Origin of the sequence: Paenibacillus sp. IHB B 3415 (assembly GCF_000802655.2) — a bacterium.
In the GTDB taxonomy this organism is placed as follows: Bacteria; Bacillota; Bacilli; order Paenibacillales; family Paenibacillaceae; genus Paenibacillus_AQ; species Paenibacillus_AQ phytohabitans.
On the sequence record NZ_JUEI01000060.1, the window covers coordinates 46,568 to 67,124 of the forward strand.

The 20,557-nt window shown below is 50.0% G+C and carries 11 protein-coding genes and 2 tRNA genes; 8 read left to right on the top strand and 5 right to left on the bottom strand.

Annotated elements, in window-relative coordinates; genetic code table 11:
- Positions 1–330 precede the first annotated feature (330 nt).
- Positions 331–5,934: an Ig-like domain-containing protein gene (locus QW71_RS38200; protein WP_083442707.1), complete on the top strand. Its 5,604-nt coding sequence runs from the start codon at positions 331–333 to the stop codon at positions 5,932–5,934.
- An 80-nt stretch (positions 5,935–6,014) separates the two neighbouring features.
- Here QW71_RS38200 and QW71_RS24320 read toward each other — a convergent pair whose 3' ends face one another.
- The 5 genes from QW71_RS24320 to QW71_RS24345 all read right to left on the bottom strand — a co-directional run bounded on the left by QW71_RS24320 (position 6,015) and on the right by QW71_RS24345 (position 11,331).
- A complete protein-coding gene (locus QW71_RS24320) occupies positions 6,015–7,157 on the bottom strand; it encodes an asparaginase (RefSeq protein WP_052770157.1) in 1,143 nt (380 codons plus the stop codon).
- Positions 7,158–7,515: 358 nt separating this feature from the next.
- Positions 7,516–8,508 (bottom strand): ATP-binding cassette domain-containing protein, encoded by a 993-nt coding sequence (locus tag QW71_RS24330; protein ID WP_039305089.1) that lies wholly within the window; start codon positions 8,506–8,508, stop codon positions 7,516–7,518.
- The gene (locus tag QW71_RS24335; protein ID WP_047013950.1) at positions 8,508–9,290 is read right to left on the bottom strand and encodes an ABC transporter permease; all 783 of its coding nucleotides are present in this window, start codon (positions 9,288–9,290) and stop codon (positions 8,508–8,510) included. The genes QW71_RS24330 and QW71_RS24335 overlap by 1 nt, the downstream gene beginning before the upstream one ends.
- A gap of 28 nt (positions 9,291–9,318) precedes the next feature.
- Complete coding sequence (locus QW71_RS24340; protein WP_039305091.1) at positions 9,319–10,137, bottom strand: ABC-2 family transporter protein; 819 nt, start codon at positions 10,135–10,137, stop codon at positions 9,319–9,321.
- Positions 10,138–11,331 (bottom strand): serine hydrolase, encoded by a 1,194-nt coding sequence (locus QW71_RS24345; RefSeq protein ID WP_039305094.1) that lies wholly within the window; start codon positions 11,329–11,331, stop codon positions 10,138–10,140. It abuts the gene before it with no gap.
- 293 nt (positions 11,332–11,624) lie between these two features.
- Between QW71_RS24345 and QW71_RS24350 the strand changes: the two genes are divergently transcribed.
- The 7 genes from QW71_RS24350 (at position 11,625) to QW71_RS41855 (ending at position 20,504) form a co-directional block, all read left to right on the top strand.
- Positions 11,625–12,044, top strand: a complete 420-nt coding sequence (locus QW71_RS24350) for a DUF1801 domain-containing protein (RefSeq protein ID WP_039305097.1) — start codon at positions 11,625–11,627, stop codon at positions 12,042–12,044.
- A 160-nt stretch (positions 12,045–12,204) separates the two neighbouring features.
- Entirely contained in the window at positions 12,205–14,307 is a 2,103-nt protein-coding gene (locus QW71_RS24355; protein ID WP_052770158.1) for a serine hydrolase, read from the top strand.
- A gap of 132 nt (positions 14,308–14,439) precedes the next feature.
- Positions 14,440–14,913 carry a GNAT family N-acetyltransferase gene (locus QW71_RS24360; protein ID WP_039305100.1) on the top strand — a complete coding sequence of 158 codons (474 nt, stop codon included), beginning with the start codon at positions 14,440–14,442 and terminating at the stop codon, positions 14,911–14,913.
- Positions 14,914–14,963: 50 nt separating this feature from the next.
- Positions 14,964–16,283, top strand: a complete 1,320-nt coding sequence (locus tag QW71_RS24365; RefSeq protein WP_200905970.1) for an APC family permease — start codon at positions 14,964–14,966, stop codon at positions 16,281–16,283.
- Positions 16,284–16,507: 224 nt separating this feature from the next.
- Positions 16,508–16,580: transfer RNA gene (locus QW71_RS24370), tRNA-Lys, on the top strand.
- A gap of 115 nt (positions 16,581–16,695) precedes the next feature.
- Positions 16,696–16,768, top strand: a tRNA-Lys gene (locus QW71_RS24375).
- A gap of 280 nt (positions 16,769–17,048) precedes the next feature.
- Positions 17,049–20,504 (top strand): glycosyl hydrolase 53 family protein, encoded by a 3,456-nt coding sequence (locus tag QW71_RS41855; protein ID WP_063776467.1) that lies wholly within the window; start codon positions 17,049–17,051, stop codon positions 20,502–20,504.
- Positions 20,505–20,557: the final 53 nt, after the last annotated feature.

A 20,557-nucleotide genomic window follows, 5' to 3' on the forward strand; every position in this document is an offset into this window, starting at 1 on the left:
GCGCATGTGAGCAAAAGCTCCTTGCGTTTTTTTGTTTTAGACATTTTTTTGGGGGAAAACAGAATTTTTTCGTTTTTTTGAGAGATTGCCCGTATGTAGGACCTGATGAAGCGGTTTTTGTCGAGAATTGTTAAGAGTTTGTTTAGAGCTGTCTGATAGAATGGACCGCAGATATGAAAATTTCTATTTAGATTTAATTGTTTTTTGTCCGCGGATAAGCAAGATGAAGGGAGAATGCGGGAGCTAAGGGAGCGTATACAAACTGCAGCAAAGCTTGCTATACAGCGGACGGAAAATGATGAATGAATAAGGGGGAGCGATACATTGTTAATGAGCAGGAGATTGAAGAAGTATTTCTCATTGTTACTCGTAATCAGTTTATTTGTGACAGGAGCTTTGCCCGCATCTGCGGGTACGGAGAATACAGCTCCGGTAAGCTGGGAGAACCTAAGCCCGCTGCCAAGCGGCAACAAAGTAATGGGAGTAACTATAGGCGCAAATACAGTCGTTGTGGTAGGTGAAGGAGGAAGCGTGGGTACGTTCAGCAACTACACGACCTGGGCGATCCGTAATTCAGGGGTAGTTAATGACTTGAACGATATTATAAATATAGGCTCAGGGGCCAACGCCAAATTTGTTGCTGTAGGCGACAAGGGAACCGTCATAACGTCTACAGATGGTGCTTCCTGGACCACTCAGACTACAGGCATATCTGAAAACATATCTGAAAACTTGAATGCAGTTGTTTACAGCGGCAGCAGTTTAGTCGCAGTCGGCGATTCAGGCAAAATAATTACGTCTAGCGATGGCGGAATCACTTGGGCTGCTTCAACCTCAGGCGTTAGTGTGAATCTGAACGCTATTGCTTATGGTGACAGCAAGTTTGTAGCTGTTGGCGATGGCGGGGAAATTATTAACTCTTCGGATGGGCTGGCCTGGACGCCGCAGACTTCCGGTTCTACTAATGATTTGAACGGCATCGGCTATGGCGGCAATGTGTTTGTTGCGGCCGGAGCTGCAGGTGAGATCCTAAGCGCTCCGGACGCTTTGGGCACATGGACAAAGGGAACGAGTAGTATTAAGTCGGATTTCAATAGTGTATCTTATAGAAACAACAGATTTTTTATTGCCGGCGATGCGGGTAAGCTGGTCTATTCAGCCACCGGAACGAGCGGTTGGAGCAGTTCAGTTTCAGTAGCTGGAACTACGGATAATCTGATGAAAATCAAGGCTACCGATTTTGGTTATTTTATCGTTGGCTCAGAGGGTACTGTATTTTTCGCGACAGCGAGTACTGGCGGAACGAGCAACTGGGAAAAATTCAGCTCCCCCACCTCCAGTGCACTGAAGACGGTAACCTACGCCAATAATACCTATATTACCGTTGGTACGGATGGATTGATCGGTACTTCCACCGACGGTAAGGTCTGGTCGAAGGTTGCTAGCGGCACTACTAATGCTATTAACGGCACTGCTTACGGCAACAGCAAGTTCGTAACGGTCGGCTCGAACGGCCAAATCCTGACCTCCAGCAACAACGGTACTAGTTGGACAACTGGAACCTCGGTGGACACGATTACACTTAATAGTATTGTTTACGGCAGCGGCCTTTTTGTTGCAGTAGGCAATAGCGGGAAAATTGTAGTGTCTTCAGACGGAGTCAACTGGGCGAGGATCTCCGACAGTAAGACCGTGAATCACTTAAATGCTATTACCTATGGCAACGGCAAATACGTGGCTGTAGGTGCTGGCGGTACCATCGTAACTTCTTCGAATGGAGCCGAGTGGAAATCGGAAGATTCCAAAACGGGCGGTAAATTGTTGAACGGCATCAGCTACGGCAGCGGTTTATTCGTGGCGGTCGGCGCGTCCGGAACGGTTGTAATCTCTGCGGATAGCTCAAGATGGTCGGCCAGAACCATTGACGGACAAGTGAATCTGAATGGAGTTGCATCCGGAAGCGGAGTATTTATGGCAGCGGGAGACAGCGGGAATGTCTACTACACCGCTGATCCAAGCCAGACTTGGCACCCTGAGACAACAGGCACGACTAAGAAACTTAACGGCATCGGGTTTATTGCCGGGCAAGATCGTTTTATCGCAGTCGGTGACCCCGGCTTGATGATTGTTTCCTATCCGGTTCTCAACATTCCGCGGGTTATAAGTCAGTCTCCTGAGAATGCTGAGAAAGATATAGCAACCGATGCTGAGCTTGTTCTGACTTTCAATCAGAAGGTGACAGCAGCCAGTGGAAATATTAACATTTACAAAGCTTCGGATCTGTCAGCTCCGGTTGAAACCATCCCGGTAGACGACAGTATCAGGGTAACCGTACAGAATAATACTGTAACGGTTAATCCGGAAAAGGATTTGGATAAAGGGACTAAATATGCAGTCACAATTGACAGCGATACGTTCTACAACGAGAGTGAAAGTGGGAATGTAGCGATTGAAGGTGATGACTGGAGCTTTACGACAGTAGCCGAGCTGGATGAAACAGCTCCAATTGTAACTACTTATTCTCCTGAGAAGGGAGAAACGGGAGTAGCTACTGACGCGGATCTGACGCTTACATTCAGCGAGGATGTAACGAAGGAGAGCGGCAACATTGAGATTTACGAAAGCGCGGATGACATTGTTCCGGTAGTGGTGATTCCAGTTAATTCTGACTATGTAACGATTCTTGATAATGTGGTAACAATTAATCCTGCTGATGATTTAGTATATAGTACAAGCTACTTTGTGAAGATTGGAGACGGGTCATTCAAAGATCAGACAGGCAACTACTATGCCGGAATCACGGACAGCGGGGCCTGGCAGTTTACAACAGCCGAGGCGCCGGATACTACACCACCGGTGGTGAGCTCTTATTCGCCTGAGGATAGAGCAACGGAAGTTGCCACTGGCGCGAACCTGACCCTTACCTTCAGTGAGAATGTAACAAAAGCAGAAGGCAGTATTGAGATTTATAACAGTGCGAATAGCAATACCCTGGCTGTGACCATTCCTGTCACTTCCGAAAATGTAACGGTCCAAGGCAACGTGGTAACGATCAATCCGGAGGATAAGCTGGACTACAGCACAAGCTACTTTGTGAAGATCGGGTCCGGGGCATTCAAAGATACGGCCGGCAACAATTATGCTGGCATCGCGAACAGCACAACCTGGCGGTTTACAACAACCGGTGAACCGGATACGGCTGCACCAACCGTAAGTGCGTATTTACCTGCTAACGGTGCAACAGGTGTAGGGGTTGAGAACGATCTTGTGCTTACTTTCAGCGAGAATGTAGCGGCGGGTGAAGGCAGCATTGTGATCTACAACAGTGCGTCTGACAAGTCGGTAGCTACGATTTCCGCCAGTGACCTGACCATCCTGAATGATGTAGTGACGGTTAATCCGGCTGACAATCTGGAGTATGGTACAAGTTACTTTGTTCAGATCACGGACGATGCATTCACAGATACAGCGGGCAACTACTTTGCAGGCATCTCTGACAGCACAACCTGGCAGTTTACAACAGTTGCTGCACCAGATACGACAGCGCCAACAGTAACCGCGTTTTCACCTGAGCCTGGGGCAACGGAAGTAGGGATTGACGCCAATCTTACCCTTACCTTCAGTGAGAATGTAACGGCGGGTGAAGGCGACATTGTGATCTACAATAGTGCGAATAATACGCCGGTAGCTACAATTTCCGCTGCTTCCGGAAATGTAACCACCCAGAATCATGTAGTGACGATTAATCCGGCTGACGATCTGAAGTATAGTACAAGTTACTATGTACGGATTGGAACCGGGGTGTTCAAAGATACTTCAGGCAACAGCTATGCTGGCATCACCGGCAGCGGAGCATGGAACTTTACAACAACTGGTGTACCAGATAGAATCTCACCAACAGTGAGCACGTATTCGCCGGAGCCTTGGGCAACGGAAGTAGCTCTTGGCGCTAATCTGGTTCTTACCTTCAGCGAGAATGTAAAGAAAGCGGAAGGCAGCATTGAGATTTTCAAAAGCACAGATGAGATTCATCCGATAGTGACGATTCCCGTCACTTCAGACAGCGTAACGATTCAGAATAATGTTGTAACCATTAATCCGGCTGACAATCTGGAGCATGGTACAAGCTACTTTGTCCGGATTACAGAAGGCGCATTTAAAGATAACGCAGGCAACAGCTTTGCCGGTATTGCAGGCATCACAGCCTGGCGGTTTGTGACAGCCAGCGGGCCTGATACAGCAGCACCGCTGGTGACAGCTTATAGTCCTGCAGACAATGCAACCCAAGTATCCGCATCCGCTGCGCTCTCATTGACCTTTAACGAGAATGTATTAGCCGGGGATGCCAATATTGATATTGTGAATGCGGCGGATGATATGATCGTAACGACGATTAAAGCGGGTAATCAGGCGCTTGTCATCATTACGAATGCTACCGTCAGCATTAATACAGGCGGTCTATTGAAGCAGGGCGGCAGCTATTATGTATTGATTCACCCGGGTGCATTTACTGATGAGTCAGGGAACAGCTTTGCGGGGATTGCGGATAAAACCGTCTGGAACTTCTCAACCGTTCCTGTTGTACCCGTCACGCCAACAGATCCTCCCGCATCGGGTTCTGGAGGTTCCGGAGGAGCGGCTCCTGCAGCAACACCGACACCGGGCACACAGACCGAAACCATTAATCTAAACGTTGAGGACGGCTCAACCCAAGGCTCCAATGTATCCTCCGTTGTCGTTAGCCGTACGAAGGATGCTAATGGTGTGAAAAGTGATGTCATTACGTTCGCCTTGGATCAAGCGCTCAGAGCGATTAATGAGCTTAAGGCGGCTGGCTCCAATATTGCCAGAATCATCGTTCCTGATGCCAATGATGAGGTTGCGGAAACTAGACTGACTATTCCAGCCGCTTCCAGCAAGGCATTTGCCGATAATCAAATCAGTCTGGACATCTTCACGGTTAATGCTGAAGTGAAGGTGCCGGGAAGCTCTCTGGTTGGGTTTGGTACAGATATTTACTTCAACCTGGTACCCTTAAAAACGCAGCAGCAGAGTGCAGATGCTGAAGCGCGTGCAAAAGCACAGGTTCAAAGTCTATCCGGCGGTGGGGCGGTCACTCTGGTAGGCCGTCCGGTAACGATTGACACCAACCTGCAGAGCCGTCCGGTGACGCTGGTGTTGCCGATTAACAACACTTCTTTAACTGCAGAACAGCTGAAGGCACTGGCGGTCTTCATTGAGCATAGCGACGGCACCAAAGAACTGGTTAAGGGCGAAATTGTACCCTTCGGTCAAACCGGCAAGTCCGGAATTCAATTTAATGTCAATAAATTCAGTACATTTACAGTTGTTCTTGCACAAGATCCTGCGGTACAAATGAAGGCTTATATGACGGGTTACGCCGACGGCACCTTCCAGCCGGGCAAGAGCATTACCCGTGCAGAAATGGCCAGCATCATTGCCCGTACCTTTAACCCGTCAGCTAATACTTCCGGCGTTGCTTACACAGATATTGCTGCCGGCCACTGGGCAACAAATGCAATTAATCTGGTGAGCAGTAGCGGTATTATGAAAGGTTACGCTGACGGCAGCTTCAAACCAAACCAAACGATCACCAGAGCCGAAATGGCAACCATTCTGTCCCGTCTGGTTACTAACGGTCAGGGGAATGCAGTCAGCTTCAGCGATATTGCCGGCCACTGGGCACAGGCAGCCGTTGAAATGACGGCCAAAGCGGGCATGATCACCGGTTACGAAGATGGAACCTTCCGTCCGAACCAAACGTTAACCCGTGCGGAGGCCGTAACCATCGTCAACCGTGCCCTGGGCATCACTCCGCTGACAAGCGCGGCACCGCGATGGTCCGACGTCCCTGCGCAGTATTGGGCATTCGGCAATATCCAAGCGGCATCGGTGGATCACACAGCAGAATAATCACTACAAAAACAGCCCTTCCTTCCGTCTTCTGACGGGGGGAGGGCTGTTTTTTGCAAATTCGTTTAGACTGCCGGCGACTATTTGCTCATATCGAAATCCGGCATGCCGATCGTAGAGAACCACTGACGGATCTGTTCCTGATCCTTGGAGAAGGTGAGGCCGAGCTGAAGCAGGATTCTCGCTTTCTGCGGGAGCAGGTCGCCTGCGCCTATGATTCCTTTGGCTCCAGTGTCATATACCGCCCCTGAACCCGCGCGAGTCGCGCTGACGAACAGGACGCCCTTCTCGATTGCCGCTGTGCGGGCGGCTTGCTGTGCGGTGGAGATACCGCCGGCACCGTGACCCGCAGTTACAATCCCTTTAACCCCTTCATCGGCCAAGGCAGTGATGGGGGTTGCGGAGGCTTCCGTGTAGCTGTATACAACGTCAACCTTAGCCAGGTCCTCTGGCTGGATCGTGCTGAGATCAAATGGAGTCTTCCACTTATCCGTTCCGGCATCCTTGACGCGGGCTGGAGCACGAACGGCACGAATCCGGTTCTCGTCTACCGTTCCCAGAGCACCGTACCGGCCCCCGTCAAAGGTATCCAGACGCAGGGCATCTGTCTTGGTGACTTCTCTTGCGGCGAAAAATTCATCGTTCATCATCAAAACAGTGCCATAGTAGGCTGTTTTCTGACTTGCTGCCAGCCGGATAGCATTCAGCAGATTGGCTTCCCCGTCGAAGGAGATGGTATTGGATTGTCTCATGGACCCTGTGAAGATAACGGGCTTCGGACTGCGGACGGTGAGATCGGTCCAGTAGGCCAGCTCTTCCATGATGTTGGTGCCGGTAGTAACAACTACTGCATTAACAGCCGGATTGGCCAGTTCCTTATCGATAGCGATCGTGAGGTTATATAAGTCCTTGGAGGTGGTTTGCGCCGAACTGATGTTGCTTAGCTCAGTGCTGGTGACATTAGCTACTTTGGATAGCTCGGGCTGTAATCTTTGGATAATATCATTAATCGGTACCTTGGGTGTGCCGTAAGTCTGAAACAGTTCTCTGGAAGGCGAAGTGGAGGTGATCGTTCCGCCGACGCCTACCACTACGACATTAGGAATAATTTTCCCGGGTACGCTGACTTCGGCGGCCTTCGTGATGGAAGGGAATGACAGCATGGTGAAGAGAACAAGTAGGGCGGTGAAGAGACGTAGACTTCTTTTGTGAATAAAATTCATAAGTGACCTCCTTTTATTTTAAATTCAATGTAATTATATATGACATAAATCATAAATGTCAAAATGATATTTTTACTTTTATGTAAAATAAATCTATAATTATGCATTAATCATGTATAAATATTAGAAAAAATATTTTTGATGTTACTTTATATAACACGTTAAGCATATTTGGCTCCGATAACCTGTTGCCGGTGCCCAGCATGGATGTCATGGGCGGGCTTCGCAAAGTTCATTGCGGTCGGGACGGGGCCGAGAAGCTGCGTCCGAGCTGGCTGCTGTGAAGTAAGAGGTTTGTCCCGAATATAGCAGAATGGGCCGATCACATCCCTGTGACGGCCCATTCTGCTTTTGTACATTAAGCTTTCGCATTCTCATAGATATTCATGACCACCTGCTGGATCGGCAGTTCCTTGACGGAGATGTCGGAAAACTGGTGCTTCCGGGAGATATTCTCCAGAAAATCACTGATGGATATCTGTGCCGTGTCCACTTCAAGCGTAATCTGAAAATCAGACGGCTGCTCGATCACCCGGGTATAGGCATTGCTGAAGACAGTGTCCTTGGCAGACTCTGCAAAAGTAAAGCTCACCCGCTTCTTCTCCCCCAGAAACAGCTTCAACTGCTGAAGTGAATCATCAAATACCTTGTCTCCGTGGTTAATGACAATTACCCGGTGGGCAAGCTCCTCCACATCCTCAAGATCATGGGTCGTCAGGATACAGGTCATATTCTGTTTCTGATTCATCTGGCGGATGAATTCGCGGATCTTGACCTTGGCGATCACATCCAGGCCAATAGTCGGCTCATCGAGGAACAGAATTTCCGGACCGTGGAGCATTGCCATGACGAATTCGCATTTCATGCGTTCACCGAGAGACAGTACGCGGGTAGGCTTTTCGATGACATGGGCAATATCCAGCAGCTCCGTCAGCTCGTCCAGACGATTCTTGAAATCCGGAGTGCTGATTCCGTAGATCGCCTTGTTCATGTTGAAGCTGTCAATGGGCGGGATATCCCAGATCAGCTGGGATTTCTGGCCGAAGACGGCCCCGATCTGACCGACATAATGTCTCCTGTCCCGGGCCGGCGAATACCCGAGCACCTGAATTTCTCCACTTGTGGGGTAGAGCGCGCCGCAGAGCATTTTGATCGCTGTGGATTTGCCAGCCCCGTTGGGACCCAGAATACCGCAGATTTCCCCCTGCTCAATGGCGAAGCTGATATCGTTAACGGCGTTGACCACAACCTCCTCGCGCTGAAAGAAGCTCCGCAGGGTCTGGCCCAGGCCTGCGCCCCGCTTATAGGTTGTATATGTCTTGGTCAAATGCTTCACATCTATAACGGGCATTATCCGCCAACCCCCTCGTACAATCTGATCATATGCCGGTACACCCATACGGCTGCTGCCATAAATAAAAAGCAGGGCACAATCGCCGCGAAATCGCTCGCTTGCACCCGTCCCAGTAAAGCGGACGCCGGGAGGAAGCCTACCATGCCCACAGGAATGATCATCGTGGCTACGGCCTGCACAGCCTGAGGGAATATCGGCAGCGGATATTTGCCGACTTGCAGCACGCTGTCCGCAAGCTCGGAAATTCGCGAATTGCCTACCCATTTGAAGGACATCGCAGCCATCATCAGGGATAATCCGGCCAGGACCGCCGAACCGGCGATGAACATCCCGGCGAACTGCAGCCAGGATAAGGCCGAAATGGCGCCAACATGCACAGCCGAGAAGATGAACAGCGCCACACCGCCCAGGAACAGGCCGATACTTTCGGTAGAAAATGTCGTAGCCACAATGAAAAACAGCGGGTTCAGCGGTTTAAGCAGAATCACCTCGAAGCTGCCCTCGCGAACATGCGACATGGTGGTCCAGAGAACCCCGCCGAAGACAAGGCTGGAGAGGCCGCTGGACATGGTGAACACAGACTGGATCAGCAGCACTTCATACAGGCTCCAGCCCGGGAAGCTGGTGCCTGCCCTGTAGATCAGCAGGGTCACCAGCGGAAAGAGAATGTTGCCGGCCAGCGTGATCAGGCTGCTGACGATGAAGTTCATCCGGTAGGCCGCAGCCGATTGAACAGCGGAGTACATACACTGCTTATACACTTCCAGATACCGTTTCATGTTGAGAATTGTCCTTTCATCAGGGCATTCACGCGCCGACAGCCGTGAATTGCTTCATGGCCTGGCGGCGGATAGCCTCGTTAAGTCCGAAAGTAACCAGCACTGCCACGGCCTGCAGTCCTACCGCCTGCGGAATGGACAGCTCCAGGCCGCCGAGCGAATAATGCCCGGTGAACACCATTGCCGGCATGTAGGCGATGTATTGGAACGGCAGGAAGAACTGGATGACCTGCAGCCAGTGCGGGAAGAAGGCGAGCGGAATGAGCGCCCCTGAGAAAATAGCCGACACCAGCATGAACGCGCTGCGTATTCCGGCTGACTGCACAAGCCAGAACGAAGTCAGGCCAATCATATAGTTCACATAGAAATTCATCAGAAAGGCAAGCAGCACAGACAATAGTGTCCACGGGAGGCTTGCCGGCCGCATATCGATTCCGAATATAAAAATAAAAATGAAAAGGCAGGGCACAAATTCAAACAGGAAGCCCAGGAAGCGGTGCCCGATCTTCTGGAACAAGGCGAAGGAACGGTGATGAACCGGCCGCAGATGAAAGGTCAGAAACTTGCCGGTGCGCACGAGCATGGACAGGTTCCAGTCGGCAAAATCCATAATCAGATAACCGATCAGCGCCGTTGCCCCGAAATAGCGGATCATCTGGTGGAGATCCATTCCCCCCAGTGTAGCTTGCCCGCCATATACCGCTGTCCAGATGAAATATTGCACCATGAAATATACAGGGCCGACGATAACGGAAACCAGGGAATGGGTACGGTAGGCACTCCACTCTTTATAGGTCACCTCCGCTACCGAGCGGCAAACAAGCCAGTTATGCTTAAGGCGGTTCATTTAGATCAGTCCTGACCAGATAATATTGGTTACATTGAACAGCCCTTCCGCATACCAGTTATCGTCAGTGAAAGGCACGAACCATACCGCAGCAAGCTGCTCTGCAGGGTCGATAGCCATGCAGCAGGCACCTGCACCTTCATGAAAGTAACTGCCCTCAGAGTAAAGGAAGGCAGGACCTTGTCTCATATCCAGTCCAATCCCGTAGCTCCGGTCTTTGACATTGTTACCCCAGCAGTAATCGGGCACGCCATAGAGGGTGCGGGTGGTGAGCTTCTCGACGGCCTTGCGGCCCACAATCCGGGTATCGCCCAGCGTGCCCATGCCCAGCAGCATATTGGCGAACAAGATGAGATCGGCGGGTGTAGAGACCAGGCCTCCGCCGGTACTGGACACCGTCTCCCACAGCTTTTCTGCCGGAGAGAGTTCTGGCTGAGTACCATGGATCAGGTCATGGAGCCGCATTTCTTTTCTTTCGTTTCTTATAATGAAGCGTGCAGCCAGCTCCGGAGTTGGTTCCCACATCGTATCCTTCATTCCGAGCGGCTTCAGAATCTGCTCCTCTATGTACTGCTCGGCGGTAACGCCAGTGATTTTCTTAATAATCTCACCGAGGATACAGAAGCCGAATGAGCAATATTGCCACTCCTCGCCAACCTTTTTATTAACCCCGCAGCTCAGTGCAGCTGAAATCCAGTCGGGCTTACCGTCCTCAGGATTATACTTGTCGAAGTACTCGCCGATCAGCTGCCAGTAAGACTTATGGTAGGGGATCATGCTGCCGGCACAGTCGGGAAACAGGCCCGAGGTATGGGTCAGCAGGCTGTAGATATCGATTTTGCTGAATGGCTCCACGTTAAAGGGCTCCAGAATTGTCCCGACAGGAATGTCCAAGCGGATGAATCCGTCCTCAACAAGCTTAGCAATGGCTACTGATGTAATGGCTTTGGTAATGGATGCGATATTATGGACCGTTGCCGGTAAAAGCGGTTCCGTCCGGTCCTCACGGTACGAGCGGGGGCCTATGGCACCATGCATGAATGTCTTGCCGTATCTGGATACGCAGTAAGAGGCAGCCTGGATCTTCTTGTCATCAATCAGATTCTGGAAATGGCTGTGCAAAACACCGATTCGTGAAGCGTCATAACCTACCTCTGCCGGTGAACAGTCGGTATTACCTGGAGTGTGCAGCATACTATGCCTCCTTAAAATTTAGTAGTGCCGTGTATGGCTCAAATAAATATCTAAGCGCTTTCACTGTGACAAGCATATGCCAATCAGGATGGCAATGGCTGCTGGCACGATACATCTAAGTATATTCCAGGGATTGGATGTTGCAATGGGGAATTTGTTTATAACCAAACTTGACTTGGTGAGCTGCTGTTTTGGAATAACAAGAATGTGATATAGTGGTGGGAAATTAACAGGGAGAGACAGGATGGCGGGGAATGTTCGTGTTGAACATATATTAAAGGAGTGAATCACCTATGTACGAGCAGAAAACGAAAGAGACTGAGCAGAGCGTCACCCAGTTTATTGAACAAATAGAGAGTCCGGGGAAACGTGAGGATGCTTATAAATTATTAGATATTTTCAGCGAAACTACGGGGTATCCGGCGAAAATGTGGGGCCCGAGCATTATTGGTTTCGGAACGTACCACTACAAGTATGCAACAGGGCATGAAGGGGATGCACCGCTGGTAGGCTTCTCGCCGAGAAAAGCGAAGATCAGCCTATACTTTGCAACGGGTGATGACCAGCGGGAAGAGCTGCTGCAGAGGCTGGGGAAGCACACGGCGGGCAAAGCCTGTGTATACGTAAACAAGCTGGACGATATTGATGCCGTTGTCCTGAAGGAATTCATTGAGCAATCTGTGAAGTTCTTAAGAGAGACTTACGGAGCTTGAAGCCTGCAAGTGACAACAATGTCACATGAGACCTCTTAATTCGCAGCCGAATCGCACGACAGTGCTTGCCCGAACCCCTACAATGAAGGAGTTGGCTGGAACGGACGCTTCACTCCGTCTTGGGAACTCCAAATTTAAGGACATTAGGGAGAGGCTGCAGTTGAAAAAAGGTAATATCAAAAGGAATAACAAAAGGGATAACACCCGTATCAAGTCCGGCATTCTAAGCGCTCTGCTTATACTGGGTTTTGTTAATGCAGGAAGTGCCTATGCTCAGCAGCCGGAATCTTCATTGAGTCCAGCCTCCATCAAACTGCATGCCGAACTCAGCAGCGCTGCCGCTGCAGATGTACAGAATGGCCCTCATGATGCGAAGGAAGTCGAGGCGTTTCTGGATGGTTTTTTTGCCAGAGCGGATGTTAAGGCGAAAGCCGGAGCTGCTGCGGTCTCAGTCGTTCAGGACGGGGAAACCCTCGTCTCTAAGGGATATGGGGTAACCGGCAAATCAGCGAAGTCAGGGGTAGATGCAAGCAGGGATACGTTCCGGATCGGCTCCGTGTCCAAGGTGTTCACTGCAGCTGCCATTATGCAGCTGGTCGATCAAGGGAAGATCTCACTTCAGGACAATATTGAAAAATACCTGGACGGCTACACACTAATGAATCCTTATGATACTCCGGTAACGGTAGAACATCTGTTGACGCATACGACAGGTTTTGAAGTACGCGAACCTGCCGACGCCAGCTATCTGTACGACACTTCCCGTAAGCCGGTTTCTTTAAAGGAAAGCATCTATGATGTCTTTCCTCCTGTGGTCCGCGAGCCGGGAGCCTCTTACATGTACGATAATTTCGCTTCCAGACTACAGGGGTATATCGTGCAGCAGGTAAGCGGAGAATCCTTCGGGAGCTATGTGGAGAACCATCTGTTTAAGCCGCTTGGCATGAATTCAAGCAGCTTCAGTGTAACTCCTGAATTGGCAGACCGGCTCGTACCTTCCTATGACGGGGAGGGCGGCGCTATACCGCTATACGGCTTCTCTCCGGCGGAGTGGCCTGAAGGCAGCATGTTATCAACCGCATCTGATATGGCGCTATTCATGGAAGCTTTTCTGAATGGCGGCAAGGCTGCTGACGGTACTGTAATCCTGTCCGGGGAATCGGTTAAGGCGATGTCTTCCTACCGGATGGTTATTCATCCCGATTTGCCGGATACGACCTATGGCTTTGAATCGCCTGTAATCCCGGCCCGGACGAAAGGGGAGAAGGTGATCTCCAAAGGCGGAGACATTCTAGGTTATAGCTCTCTGCTGTGGATTCTGCCTGACCGGCGTACTGGAGTCTTCGTTTCATACAATACCAATCAGGATTTGCGTAATGATCTGTTCACCGCATTTATGAATCACTATTATGCAGAGGGACAATCGCCGTATGAACCGAAGGGGTATCAGATACAGGCTGCGGAGGAACTGGCCAGGTTCGAGGGCTTGTACTCCGATCTAAGAATTAAACTGCTGACGAAAGTTCAAGCAAACGCAGACGGTACCCTAACGGTGAGTGATGTGCTCAGCCGTCATCAGTTGAAGCAGATTGGCGAGCTGCTGTTCGTGGATGAGGAGGGGAATCCGCTGGCCTTCAAAGCGGATAATGAAGGTCATATCCTCTATATGAAATACTCCAATCTATATAGCTACGCTTCCAAACTCCCGGAGAATCCAGCCGGATTTCCGGATGTGCCGGCCAATCATCCGTATGCCGGCTATATTCTGAGCCTGCGGTCACTGGGCTTCTTGACAGAGGAGCTTTCGGAGCCGTTTGAGCCTGAGCAAAAAGTTACCCGCGGAGCGTTCATCCATACGTTTAATACGATATGGAGCATCCCGGAGTCATCGAATCCGTCCTTATTCAAGGACACCGGTAATTCACCATACCAACAGGATATTCAAGCTGCTGTCGAGGCTGGCATGCTGAATGGAACCGGCAACGGGTTGTTCGAGCCGGACCGTCCGATTCTGCGCGAAGAAGCAGCGGCAATCGTCTACCGCCTGCTTACAGCAACAGGGATCAGGGTACCGGGTTCTACAGCCGTGCTTGCACCGGGTACGTCGAAGTGGGCTGCCGATGCTGTCCGTTCAATCGTTAGCTGGAAGCTGCATGGACCGGAGGTTACGGAGCCTTACGGCATGTCCGACTACGGTTCACAACGTGCGCTGAGCAAACAGGAGATGGCGGCTCTGCTGTTCCGCATGCTGCTTCCGCAATAAGAATATACAGGGAGAAGGGGCGATTCATTCGCTCCTTTTTTTGTGCTGCATGTAATTTTCACATGGCCTGTTAACTTTGTAATGGTATTTCTTATTATTCCATGCGACAATGCCATTCTGGAGGGATGTAGAATGAAGGGACAATACACTGTGGAGTTAGCTGAATTAACTGATCTCGATTCCTGGATGCACATGATTGATATCGTCCGCGATAACTTTCCGGGTATAGATACGGATGAATTACTGGCAGGCTACAGGCAGACGGTAATTAAGAATATGAACAGGCGTACTGCGGTGTGTGCCAAGCTTGCCAATGAGGTAGTTGGACTACTGTTATTTTCATATAATGCCAAGTGCCTCTCCTGTATGGCTGTCCATCCTGAACACCGGAGACAAGGTATTGCTGAAGCTATGATTCAGCGGATGCTGTCGTTATTTCCGGAGGATACGGATATCTCTGTAATAACCTTTAGGGAGAATGACAGCAAGGGGATTGCCCCGCGTTCATTGTATAGAATAATCGGGTTTACCGAAGCGGAGCTGGTGGAAGAATTCAATTACCCTCATCAGAGATTTGTTCTGGGGAATAGAGGCGTGCAGAGTTGAACTTAGCCTGGAGGACGTTTGATAAATAAAAACCTGAGAATGGAAGGACAATGAATCACATTATGAATTCGAAGCCGTTAACCAAAAGTATCACTTTCATGCAAGCCCTGGCCCTTGTGGTCGGGATGATTATCGGATCGGGGATCTTTCTGAAGCCCGGGATTGTGCTGAATAACGCGGGAACTCCATGGATGAGTATCCTGGCCTGGGGCGTCGGTGGGATTATTACATTGGCTTCGGCGCTCAGCGTGGCGGAAATTGCTGCCGCGATTCCGAAGTCAGGAGGTTTGTATACATATTTAAGTGAATTGTATGGCGGGGTATTCGGCTACCTGCTCGGCTGGGTGCAGGCGGTGATTTCCTATCCGGCTTCTGTTGCCGCGCTGGCGATTGCTTTTGCCACATACTCCGGCTACTTCCTGCCGCTGAATCACTGGCAGCAGAAGCTGCTGGCCGTGGGCATTCTGGCTTTCATTCTGCTGATGAACGTCATCGCCACAAGGTTCGGCGGAATCATCCAGACTGTGGCAACTGTGGGTAAGCTGATTCCGGTAGCGGGGATCGTGGGCGTAGGTTTGTTCTCGGATCTGGCTCCCGGCTTTGGAGGAATCAGTGCATCAGCGGCAGGCGCGGGCTTCGGGGCGGCGGTTCTGGGCACACTCTGGGCGTATGACGGCTGGATCAGCGTGACCAATATGGCGGGTGAAATCAACAATCCGGCCAAAACGCTGCCAAAGGTCATTTCGATCGGCGTTATTTTTGTAATTGCCGTGTATGTACTGTTCAACATTGCAGTGTTCAAAGCGCTGCCCTATGATCAGATTATTTCCTCCCAGACTCCGGGTGCAGATGCGGCAGAAGCGCTGTTCGGCAGCGGCGGCGGAGCTTTTATTACAGCAGGCATCATTGTCTCCGTATTAGGAGCACTGAATGGGTATCTGATGACCGCTGCGCGGGTGCCGCAGGCAATGGGGGAGAAGCGGCAGATTCCATTTTCCCGGGTGCTCAGCAGTATTCATCCGAAGTTCCAGACCCCGGCGAATGCGCTTATTTTTCAAAGTGTGCTGGCGGTGATCTACATTTTCTCCGGTACCTTTAATACGCTGACAGACCTGCTGGTGTTTGTCCTGTGGATTTTCTTTACGATGGGTGTGTTCGGCGTGTTCATCCTGCGCAAGAAAATGCCGCATGAACAAGGCCGCTACCGCGTGCGGCTCTACCCGTTCACCCCGATACTTGGCGTGGGAGGCGGAATCTATATTCTGGCCAGCACGATCATCAGTGATCCGCTGCGTTCGCTGGTGGGGATCGGCATTACGCTGGCCGGACTCCCGATTTATTATGTGATGATCCGGAAGAACCGTGTGTAGAGTAAGTTCACAGATTGTCCGAGGGTAAGCTGAATATGAAATAAACTGCACAGTACAAGGTGCTTCAGGGCTTTGTACTGTAGCGGTTAGCAGCTGAGCAAGAGGAAATATAATTATTTGTTGACAGGGGCAGTTATATTAAGTATACTATGAAAGTATCTTTTGAGCGGGCGTTGACAGCTTAGAGATTATCGTCTTGTAGATCAGAATACATAGACACATACGGACTCTTAGCTCAGTTGGTAGAGCAGTAGACTCTTAATCTATTTGTCCAGGGTTCGAGCCCCTGAGAGTCCATTACACAAGAAACGGCAGAGATGCCGTTTTTTTGCTGTCTGGAGAAGTACAAGGAGAGCGGGCGTTGACAGCTTAGAGATTATCGTCTTGTAGATCAGAATACATAGACACATACGGACTCTTAGCTCAGTTGGTAGAGCAGTAGACTCTTAATCTATTTGTCCAGGGTTCGAGCCCCTGAGAGTCCATTACACAAGAAACGGCAGAGATGCCGTTTTTTTGCTGTCTGGAGAAGTACAAGGAACAAGCTGGAGATTAGAAATCCGTTAAAAATACAGGAAAAAAATTGAATATGTATATGTTTTCGTTGTTTTGCCTAATTATCTGCGGGTATTGCGTTGGTCTATACTATCCAGAGAAAGGTGAGAGGAAGGGAGAAGCTGAAGGAAGATCAGAGGGTTATTTTTATGAAAGCGCTTATTCATGGGGTGTAGTGCTGTGAGAAATACTAATAAAGGAGGAAATTTGATGAAAAAAGGACAACGCATACTTGCTAAACTTCTTATAATCGCAATCCTGATGTCTATGACGGCCTTGGGTCAACCTTTGAAGGTGAACGCTTCATCCATTCCTAATTCATTCGCTAAAGGTGCTGACGTCAGCTGGCTGCCCCAAATGGAAGCCCAGGGGTATAAATTCTACAATGATCAAGGCACGGAGCAGGATCTTCTTCAGATCTTAAAGGATCATGGAATAGATTCGATACGCTTGCGGGCTTTTGTGAATCCGTCGGATGATCCTTCCAATGGACATAACAGTACAGAAGAAGTCGTTGCTTTGGCTTCTCGTGTAAGCGCTCTCGGGTTCAGGATTATGATTGATTTACACTATAGTGATTCCTGGGCCGATCCCGGGAAACAGGTTACACCTGCAGCATGGGCCAATGACAATCTGGAGCAGTTAAAGGCACATGTATCGGAATATACTTCTGAAGTCATGAATGCATTGAAGACAGCAGGCGTAACTCCGGAGTGGGTACAAATTGGCAATGAGATTAATAACGGAATGATGCATCCGCTTGGAAGCTACAGCAATACCGCTAATCTTGTTCAGTTAATTCAAGCCGGATCCGGTGCGGCCAAAGCGGTTTTCCCTGGTGCTAAGATCATCATTCATAGAGCCAATGGTGCAGATAGTGGTGTGGATTCGTTCTATGCCGGTCTGGTGGGAGCGGGTCTTAAGGACAGTGATTACGACATCATTGGGCTATCCTATTATCCGGATTCGGTCTTCACTTCCTCCATTGATGAACTATCCTCCAACATGAACGCGATTGCTGAAAAATACGGTAAGGAAGTCATGATTGTAGAGGTTGGCGGGGACGTCAGCAGAAACGCGGATAATGTATACAACATGCTCGTAGCTGTTCAGAATCAATTGAAGGCGGTGCCGGACGGGCAGGGAACAGGTGTTTTTTATTGGGCGCCTGAAGGGGTTTATTTCGGATATCCGCTGTCAGCGTGGAACCCGGATGGTACGCCTTCCTTTGCCATGGATGCATTTATTGACGGGGCTGCTGAAATCAACCGTTATCCAGTGCAATCACTTACTCTGGATAAGCACACGGATTCGCTTGAAGTAGGGGGCACCGGCAGCATAAAGGCAATGATCAGTCCTGATAATGCAACCTATAAAGGCGTAACCTTTACAAGCTCTAATCCCAATATTGTAAAAGTAGACCCCTATAAAGGGACTGTTTCCGGACTTGCTGCCGGGACGGCCACAGTAACAGCGGTTACTTACGACGGCGGATTTACAGATGCGGCTGAAATTACTGTAGTGCCAAGTGCAAGCTTCATCCAGAACCCTGGGTTCGAAGATGGATTAAATGCCTGGACCATTACGGGTGATGCGGACGCGGTAAGTACAGATTCCGACGTACATTCGGGTTCCTCTGCATTGCATTACTGGAGTGCGCCGGCTGCTGAAATTCAAATATCCCAGACGATCAACGGGCTTGAGAATGGAACCTATCAATTATCAGCCTGGGTCTCGGGTGGTGGAGACGAAGGGATCGCCGAGATTTATGCTGGAGATCAGAAGCAGAGTTTTGTAAATACAGGCTGGCAGCAATGGTCTAATCCAACGATTGATACGATTGAAGTAACAGACGGAACTCTCAGCATAGGTGCTAATCTGAAATATTCCGGCGGGCAGTGGGGAAATATTGACGATTTCAAGCTTATTAAGAAAGCTGGTGCGGTTCAGACGTCGAACCTCACAGTGAACGGATCAATTGCCGATTGGTATCTGAATGGAACCAGGCCTTCGACGTTCGGAGACAGCAGCGCTTCAGGCGGATTCGATTATGGTGATGATAAGCCGATCGATTTCACACTTACACATGGCTTCTCAGGACTTGAATCCGGGACCTATACGCTGCAAGCTAAAGTGTTCGGGGATAAAGGCGAACCGGCATCCGGCTCCATCATGTATATCGCTTCAGAGGGGCAGACCTATTCTGTCCCAATCACATATTCAGGCAGCGCCTGGCAGAATCCCCGGACGTTAACGCTGAACCATGTACATGTCGGAGATGACGGAATTGCATTATTGGGCTTCACAGTTAAAACCAATACGGATAATCATTACGGCTACCTGGATGATGTGACATTTGTGCGCAATAGCGGTTCATCTCCTGAGGTTCCAGGTGAGCCTACACCGGCTCCGGCAGGAACCCCTGTGCCAAGTCCAACAGCAAGTCCAATAGCGAGTCCAACAGCGACTCCAACAGCGAGTCCAACAGCAAGTCCGGTATCTAATGCAACACCTGACTCCAATACTGTGTGGACAGCTCCGCAGGCGACACCGCAACCAACGCCGCAGCCGGACATTAAAGTCCTGGCTAACCCGGAAGCGAATACAGAGAGCCGAATTGTAATTTCGATTGCGGACGGCGTTAAAGAAATACGGCTCCCTGCGAATGCAGCAGCAATCAATGGGACAAACGTACTGAGAGTGGAAGCTAAAGATGCAGTTGTAGAGATTCCAGGGCAGGTTCTGAAGGCGCTCCAAGCGTTGGCTGGAGAGAACCTTTCGGGTAGAATGCTTTCCTTTGGATGGACCGCATTGTCTTCTGAAGACAAGTCTGTGCTATTACAGCAGGCGAATAACAAGAATGACGCTGATCTGAAGCTGGCTGGAGAAGTGTATAACTTCAATCTGTCTATCGTTAATCCGGACGGGACAAGGACTCCAATGACGCAATTCGCGGAACCTGTTACACTTCGCCTGAAGGTCCGGGACAACGGAAATCCGCAGCTGCTCGGAGTCTACAATATCGCGGACGATGGCAAGCTTGAATATGCTGGAGGAACCCTAGAACAAGAGTGGATGACCGCACAAGTAAACCACTTCAGCAAGTATGCTGTACTGGAATACGACAAGACCTTTGCAGACGTTGACAGCAAGTATTGGGCATACAATGTCATTAAGGAAGTTGCCGCCAAGCATATTATCGAAGGCATTAGTGAGAGCTCCTTCGTACCTAAGAGAGAAGTGACCCGTGCCGAATTTGTTTCAATGCTCGTCCGCGCACTCGGAGTGAAGAATGCTGACGCTAGTCCATTTAGTGATGTAGACACTACGAAGTGGTATGGAAGAGAGGTTGCTGCGGCTTATGAAGCCGGACTAGTGAAGGGGTACACTGGAGGGAATTTCGCACCCGAAGCGCAGATTACGCGTCAAGAGATGGCGGTGATTCTGATGAGAGCCTACGAGATTCACACTGGAATTACAACGCCGTTAGTCTCACTGACAGCATTTGCCGATGCAGACAAGATCGACAGATGGGCAGCGGATGCAGTTGGTGCTGCTGAATCGCTCGGCTTCCTCGAAGGTAATTCTTACGGATTCTACATGCCTCAGGCATTCGCGAATCGGGCGGAATGTGCGAAGGTAGTGTCTTTGCTGCTTGAGAAATAATAGAAATATTATTTATCTTCAAAAAAGGGTTGTCCCAAAAGCCAGGAAATGGC

Excerpts from the sequence above, each read along its gene's own strand:
- QW71_RS41855 (WP_063776467.1), top strand. The coding sequence starts at position 17,049 with ATGAAAAAAGGACAACGCATACTTGCTAAACTTCTTATAATCGCAATC.
- QW71_RS24360 (WP_039305100.1), top strand. The coding sequence starts at position 14,440 with ATGAAGGGACAATACACTGTGGAGTTAGCTGAATTAACTGATCTCGAT.
- QW71_RS24365 (WP_200905970.1), top strand. The coding sequence starts at position 14,964 with ATGAATCACATTATGAATTCGAAGCCGTTAACCAAAAGTATCACTTTC.
- QW71_RS38200 (WP_083442707.1), top strand. The coding sequence starts at position 331 with ATGAGCAGGAGATTGAAGAAGTATTTCTCATTGTTACTCGTAATCAGT.
- QW71_RS24320 (WP_052770157.1), bottom strand. The coding sequence starts at position 7,157 with ATGAATTTTATTCACAAAAGAAGTCTACGTCTCTTCACCGCCCTACTT.
- QW71_RS24345 (WP_039305094.1), bottom strand. The coding sequence starts at position 11,331 with ATGCTGCACACTCCAGGTAATACCGACTGTTCACCGGCAGAGGTAGGT.
- QW71_RS24350 (WP_039305097.1), top strand. The coding sequence starts at position 11,625 with ATGTACGAGCAGAAAACGAAAGAGACTGAGCAGAGCGTCACCCAGTTT.
- QW71_RS24330 (WP_039305089.1), bottom strand. The coding sequence starts at position 8,508 with ATGCCCGTTATAGATGTGAAGCATTTGACCAAGACATATACAACCTAT.
- QW71_RS24340 (WP_039305091.1), bottom strand. The coding sequence starts at position 10,137 with ATGAACCGCCTTAAGCATAACTGGCTTGTTTGCCGCTCGGTAGCGGAG.
- QW71_RS24335 (WP_047013950.1), bottom strand. The coding sequence starts at position 9,290 with ATGAAACGGTATCTGGAAGTGTATAAGCAGTGTATGTACTCCGCTGTT.